General features: G+C 67.5%; 5 protein-coding genes. All 5 read left to right on the top strand.

What is annotated here, in order from left to right; all coding sequences use genetic code 11:
- Positions 1-1,018: UDP-3-O-(3-hydroxymyristoyl)glucosamine N-acyltransferase (lpxD, locus tag ACIQ51_RS13935; RefSeq protein WP_396205668.1), on the top strand; the 1,018-nt coding region annotated here is incomplete at its 5' end.
- On the top strand, positions 1,015-2,373 hold the full coding sequence (lpxC, locus tag ACIQ51_RS13930; protein WP_396205667.1) for a UDP-3-O-acyl-N-acetylglucosamine deacetylase: 1,359 nt from the start codon (positions 1,015-1,017) through the stop codon (positions 2,371-2,373). The genes lpxD and lpxC, both read left to right, overlap by 4 nt.
- Positions 2,370-3,170 (top strand): acyl-ACP--UDP-N-acetylglucosamine O-acyltransferase, encoded by an 801-nt coding sequence (lpxA, locus tag ACIQ51_RS13925; RefSeq protein ID WP_396205666.1) that lies wholly within the window; start codon positions 2,370-2,372, stop codon positions 3,168-3,170. Before lpxC ends, lpxA begins: the two co-directional genes overlap by 4 nt.
- A gap of 24 nt (positions 3,171-3,194) precedes the next feature.
- A complete protein-coding gene (locus tag ACIQ51_RS13920; protein ID WP_396205665.1) occupies positions 3,195-4,229 on the top strand; it encodes a Gfo/Idh/MocA family oxidoreductase in 1,035 nt (344 codons plus the stop codon).
- The gene (lpxB, locus tag ACIQ51_RS13915) at positions 4,222-5,343 is read left to right on the top strand and encodes a lipid-A-disaccharide synthase (RefSeq protein WP_396205664.1); all 1,122 of its coding nucleotides are present in this window, start codon (positions 4,222-4,224) and stop codon (positions 5,341-5,343) included. The genes ACIQ51_RS13920 and lpxB overlap by 8 nt, the downstream gene beginning before the upstream one ends.
- Positions 5,344-5,445: the final 102 nt, after the last annotated feature.

The following is a 5,445-nucleotide window of genomic DNA, read 5'->3' as shown; positions in this document are numbered from 1 at the left end:
ACACGTGGGCGGACGCCTTGTGGGCGATCCGTCCGTCGTCGTGACGGGCATTGCGCCGCTCGATCGCGCCGGACCGGGCGACCTGAGTTTCCTGGGGCACCGTCGCTACGCCGCTTGGTTCGCCACGTCGCAGGCCGGGGTCGTGCTTGTTGCCCCAGCGTTCGAGCAGCAGCAGGGGGCGCCAACCACACGCATCGTGGTGGACAAGCCCATCGACGCGCTCGTCGGGATGCTTGCCCGCTTCCATCGGGCGGAGCCTCGCGCCGCCGGGGTGCACTCCACCGCGGTCGTGGCGCCGACGGCCACGCTCGGGCACCATGTCACGGTGGATGCGTACGCGGTGATTGGCGATGGCGCCGTGATCGGCGACGGTTGCTGGATCAGTGCCGGTGCCAAGGTGGGTGCCGGCGCCTCACTTGGCCGCGATGTACGTCTGCACGCGAATGCCGTGGTCTATCCCTTCACGGAGCTGGGAGATCGCGTGGTGTTGCACGCCGGCGCACAGGTTGGCCGGGAGGGCTTCGGATTCGTACCACGTCCCTCCGGCGTCGTGCGCATTCCGCATATCGCCCGCTGTGTACTGGAGCATGATGTGGAAGTGGGGGCCAATAGTTGCGTGGATCGGGGCAGCGTGGACGACACGATCATTGGCGCCGGTACGAAGATCGACAACCTCGTGCACATCGCCCACAACGTGCGCGTGGGCCGGTTTTGCTTCTTCGCCGCGCAGGTCGGCGTGGCGGGGTCCACCCGCATCGAGGATGGTGCGCAGATTGGCGGGCAGGCGGGCTTGAGCGGCCATCTGACGGTCGGGGCGAAAGCCACCGTGGCTGCGCAGGCGGGGGTGTTCGGTGACGTGCCGGCCGGCGAGATCTGGTCCGGGTATCCCGCGCGCCCGCACAAGGACCAGTTGCGGACGCAGGCGGCGGTCGCGCGTCTGGCTCGGCTGGTGCGGCCCATCGAGCGGCTCGTGGCCCGCCTTGGCGGTGGCACCGGCGACGGTGAGTCGACGCCATGATTGCCAGGGCCAATGCCGGCAGCGCGGTGCCTCCCGCTGCGGCGAGCGTCCCGGGGGCCGCGCGTGGCCTGTCGCCGGTGCACGGCATGGGACGGCGCACCATTGCCGGTGAGCGGGCGGTCGAGGGCGTGGGGCTGCACTTGGGGCGCCCCTGTCGGCTCGTCTTCAGGCCCGCCCCCTCCGGCACGGGCATCGTCTTCCTGCGTGTCGATCTGCCCGGTACGGCGCCCATTCCGGCGCACGTGGACGTCGCGGTGGAGGCCGAGCGGCGTACCCAACTTGGGACCGGCGAGGCCGCGCTCCACACGGTGGAGCACGTGCTGGCCGCTGTTGGGGGCCTGGAGATCGATGACCTCCTGATCGAGATGGACGGGCCCGAGCCGCCGATCATGGACGGCAGCGCGGCGCCGTTTCTTGAGGCGCTACAGCTGGCTGGCCTCGCGTGCAACGCTGGGCGTCCGGACTGGTTGGTGCTGCGCAAGGCGATCCGCGTGGTCGACGGCGAGAGCGTGTACGAGGCGCACCCGTGCTTCGGGTTCGGGCTCGACGTCACGATCGACTTCCCCCATCCGTTGATCGGGGAGCAGCGCGGTCGTTACATGGTGTCGCCAGCCACGTTCGCGCGAGAGCTCGCGGCGGCCCGCACCTTCGGCTTCCTCCATGAAGTGGACGCGCTGCGGGCAAAAGGATTGATTCAGGGGGCCTCCACGGCCAACGCCATTGTCCTCGATGGGCAGGGGGTGGTGGAGACGACGCTCCGGTGGGATGATGAATTCGTTCGTCACAAGGCCCTCGACTGTATCGGGGACCTGTTGCTGGCGGGCGCGCGCGTGCGTGCCCGCATCGTCGCTCACAAGCCCAGCCACCGCGGCACGGTGTCACTGGTGCGAGCTCTCGTACAACACGCCATTCGGGAACCCGCTGTGTACACTGTCGAAGACATCCTGCAGGTCTTGCCGCATCGCTACCCGTTCCTGCTCGTGGATCGGATCCTCGAGATCGAGGAAGGCAAGCGCATCGTGGGGCTCAAGAACGTCACCATCAACGAACCGTTCTTCCAGGGCCATTTCCCCGGCCATCCGATCATGCCCGGGGTGCTGATCATCGAGGCCATGGCGCAGGTGGGCGGCATGTTGCTGATGCGCACGATCGAGGATCCGTCCACGAAAGTTGTATACTTCCTGTCGCTCGACAACGTGAAGTTCCGTCGTCCGGTGAAGCCTGGTGATCAGCTTCGGCTCGAGCTCGAAGTCCTGCAGATGCGGGGGACGATGTGCAAGATGAGGGGCACCGCCTACGTGGACGGTCAGGTGGTGACCGAAGCGGAGATGGCGGCCATGGTTCGTGATCGATGAGTGACGCGGCAGGCATCATGACCGCCGCGCGCATTCATCCCACGGCCCTTGTTGACCCGACTGCCGAGCTGGCGCACGATGTGAAGGTGGGGCCGTGGGCCATCGTCGGCCCGCAGTGCACGATCGGCGCTGGTAGCCGCATCGCCGCGCGCGCCACGCTCGAGCGCAACGTACGCCTTGGTGAGCGTGTGACGGTGGGGGTCGGCGCCATTCTTGGCGGTGACCCGCAGGACCTCAAGTATCGGGGTGAGGAGACGTGGGTGGAGATCGGCGACGACACCTCCATTCGCGAATACGCCACGGTGAACCGCGGTACGGCGCACTCGGTGACCACGACGGTGGGGAAGCATTGCTTCCTCATGAGCTATGTGCACCTCGCGCACGATTGTCATCTCGGCGATCACATCATCATCTCGAACGGCACGCAGCTCGCCGGGCACGTGACGGTCGAGGATCGGGCCATCATCTCCGGGCTGTGTGCCGTGCATCAGTTTGCCCGCGTCGGTCGGCACGCGTTCATCGGCGGGTGTTCGCGCGTATCGCAGGACGTGCCACCCTTTGTGCGCGCGGTGGGGAACCCGGTCAGGCTCTTCGGGCTCAACTCCGTTGGGCTCCAGCGGAGCGGGTTCGATGAGCCGGTGGTGCGGGAACTGAAACGGGCGTATCGCTACTGCTTCCGTTCGGATTTGAATCTCTCGCAGGGCGTCGAGAAGGCGCGTGCCGAGCTCGAGATGCTCCCCGATGTAGAGCACTTCCTGGAATTCATCGAAGCCAGTCAGCGTGGCGTGGGCTTCTGACGGCGTGACGCCAATGGGACGGGGATGAGCATGGCGACAGATCGGCAGCTGTTCTCGGGCACGAAGGCTCCGCGTGTCGGCGTCGTGGGCGCCGGTGGTCTTGGGGTGCACCATGTACGGATTCTGCGGGACCTGTGCGGTGAGCGCTTCGTGGGTTTTGTGGACGAGAACCCCGCGCGCGCATCGGCGGTCGCGTCGCAGTATCAGGTGACCGCCTACCCGTCGCTGGCAGCGCTGCTTGACGAAGTGGATGCGGTGTCGATCGTGGTGCCCACGACCGCGCACCATGCGGTCGCGACGGCGGCACTCGCACGCGGCAAGCACGTATTCGTGGAAAAGCCGTTCACGGTCACGCTTGCCGAAGCCGACGCCCTACTTGGACAGTCGCGGGCGGCCGGCGTGATCCTGCAGGTGGGGCACGTGGAGCGCTTCAACCGCGCGGTGCGGGCCGCCATGCCGTACGTCGATGGCCCTCGCTTTATCGAGAGCGACCGCCTCGCGCCGTTCAATCCGCGCGGTTCCGATGTGGCCGTGGTCCTCGATCTGATGATCCATGATCTCGACCTCGTGCACACGCTGGTGGGCTCGCCCGTGGCCGACGTACAGGCGATGGGCATTCCGGTGCTCACCCCGCAACTCGATATCGCCAACGCGCGCCTGACGTTCGCGAATGGCGCGGTGGCGAACATCACGGCCAGTCGCGTGTCGCGGGAACGGCTGCGTAAGCTGCGCATCTTCCAGCGGAGCGGGTATCTGTCGCTCGACCTCGCGGCCGGCACGGGTGAGTTCTTCCGGCTTCGCGGAGACTTCGATCCCATGGCGCTGGCGCGCGCGCCGCGTGCCCTCGAGGAGTTCGTGGAACGTGTCACGATCGAGGCACCCGAGGGAGAGCCGCTGGTGCTCGAGCTCTCGCAGTTCCTCGGCGCGATCATGGGCCGGAACGCCGTAGCGGTTACCGGTGAGGAGGGGCGCGAGGCGCTCGAGGCGGCGTTACGCATCGTGTCTGCAATCGAGCAGGCGCATCGGGTGATGCAGGCCAGCGAGGCCGCCGGTGCGTGAGGTGCTGTTCGTCGTCGGAGAGGCCTCTGGCGACTTGCATGCCGGCAAGGTGGCGGAAGTGCTGCGTGAGCTGGCGCCGTCGCTGACGCTTACCGGCGTCGGTGGCGGCCACATGGCGCGTGCCGGCGTCGCCTTGCTGGAAGATGTGCAGCATCTCGCGGTCATGGGGTTCGTGGAGGTGTTGCAGCACGTGCCTCGTCACTGGCTGCTGCTACGGCGCTTGCGCGAGCGGATCGAGAGTGGCCGGGTAGGACTGGTCGTACTGCTCGACTACCCCGGATTCAATCTGAAGGTGGCCGAAGTGGCGCAGGCGGCCGGCGTCCCGGTGCTGTATTACATCACACCTCAGGTGTGGGCCTGGGGCGCGAAGCGCCTGCCGCGCATTGCGCGCCTCGTGACGAAGGCGGCCTGTATCCTCCCCTTCGAGGAGGCCCTGCTGCGCGAACACGGCGTGGATGCAACCTTCGTGGGGCATCCACTGCTCGATCGCGCGCAGGCGCTTCCGACGCCGGCCGAGGCCCGCGCGCAACTCGGGTTGGATCCGGAGCGTCCGGTCCTCGCCGTGTTTCCCGGAAGCCGACGCGCAGAGGTTGCCAGGCATCTGGTACCGTTCATCGATGCGGCACGGGCGGTGCAGCGTGCACGACCGGAGGTGCAGGTGGTGGTCGGGGTCGCGCCCACCGTCTCCATTTCGCCGGCCGACTGTCCGTTCCCCCTCGTGCAGGGCGCGTCGTTCGTCGTGCAGCGCGCGGCAACCGCAGGGCTGCTCAAGAGCGGAACGAATACCCTGGAAGCCGCCGTGGCCGGGCTCCCGCATGTGATCGGCTACTGCACCAATCCCATCACGTACGCCATTGCGCGGCGGGTCGTGAAGATTCCGCATATCGGCCTCGTGAATGTGGTGGCCGGTCGTGAGATCTCGCGCGAGTTCGTACAGGAGCGCTTCGTGCCGACGCAGGTGGCCAGCGCGCTGCTTCCGTTGCTCGAGCGTGCCAGCGCGGAGCGGGCTGATGCGCTGGCAGGGTTGTCTGCTGTGCGCGACCAGTTGGGGACGCCCGGGGCATCGACTCGCGTGGCGCAGATGATCGCCCATCTCGCGCAGCAGGGCATGTGAGCTCCGCGCCGCAGACGCCTCCCGCCACAGCGACCGCGACGCCGGTGCGCAGGCCGATGGTGCTCGATTGGCGAACACGCGCCGCCATTGTGCTGGGTGGAG

The sequence above is a fragment of the Gemmatimonas sp. genome (genome assembly GCF_044344655.1).
Lineage (GTDB): Bacteria > Gemmatimonadota > Gemmatimonadetes > Gemmatimonadales > Gemmatimonadaceae > Gemmatimonas.
The sequence above is the reverse complement of the archived record's forward strand: the minus strand, read 5'-3'. Positions and strand labels throughout refer to the sequence as shown.

Coding starts and splice junctions, on each gene's coding strand:
- ACIQ51_RS13920 (WP_396205665.1), top strand. CDS start 3,195: ATGAGCATGGCGACAGATCGGCAGCTGTTCTCGGGCACGAAGGCTCCG.
- lpxA (WP_396205666.1), top strand. CDS start 2,370: ATGAGTGACGCGGCAGGCATCATGACCGCCGCGCGCATTCATCCCACG.
- lpxC (WP_396205667.1), top strand. CDS start 1,015: ATGATTGCCAGGGCCAATGCCGGCAGCGCGGTGCCTCCCGCTGCGGCG.